Source organism: Oleiphilus sp. HI0086, from assembly GCF_001635225.1.
The window spans coordinates 1-882 of sequence record NZ_LWFZ01000110.1 but is presented as its reverse complement, the minus strand read 5'-3'; the positions used below and the strand labels follow the sequence as shown (position 1 = coordinate 882).

General features: G+C 49.0%; 1 protein-coding gene. It reads left to right on the top strand.

Annotation, left to right across the window (positions count from 1 at the left end; genetic code table 11):
• Positions 1-882: HAD-IC family P-type ATPase (locus A3756_RS01480; RefSeq protein WP_368664558.1), on the top strand; the 882-nt coding region annotated here is incomplete at its 3' end.

Genomic DNA, 882 nt, shown 5'->3' with positions numbered 1-882 from the left:
CTGCTAACCGGTATTAGCCTAGCTGTGGCAGCCATTCCCGAAGCCCTACCTGCTGTTGTAAGTATTGCCTTAGCCTTAGGGGCAGCAAAAATGATCAAGATTAATGCCTTGATGCGTAACCTACCTTCTGTCGAGACCTTAGGCTCGGTTAGCTACATCTGCTCTGATAAAACCGGCACTCTCACTCAGAACAAAATGCACGTAGACAAGCTAATTACACCTGAAAGCAAACCTTACGCCCTGAACAGTTTGGCTCAAAGCTCGCACCTTGCACATGTGCTCTCGCTCAACAATGATGTCAGGGTTAGTCGCGAGATAGAGCAGTCTAGTGGCGAACCGACAGAGCTAGCCTTGTTCAACTGCGCAGCCCAAGCTGGCTTCCTAAAAACAGAACTTGAGAAATCGCTTCCGCGCGTTGCCGAGTGTGCCTTTGACTCTAACCGAAAGCGTATGACTACTGTACACAAGCTAATGGGTGAACCCCACACACCCTTAATTTCTTATACGAAAGGGGCACCTGAAGCAGTACTTTCCTGCTGTAGCCAAGCTTTTACCCAAGCCGCAGAAGTGCAGCAGTTTGATCGTGATCTCTGGCTAGATATTGCAGAAGACCTTGCGACACAAGGCTACCGAGTACTCGCTTTCGCTATGAAGAACTTAAATGACGGCGACACTTTCGATCAGGAAACGCTTGAGTCACAGATGACTTTCCTAGGCTTAGCCGCATTGATCGACCCTCCCCGAGAAGAAGCCAAAGAGGCCGTTCAACAATGTAAAACAGCTGGTATCACACCGATAATGATTACCGGGGATCATCCTGCAACAGCTTTGGCAATTGCGAAACAACTCGATCTGGTTCCAGCTAACGAGTCAGCGAATAGC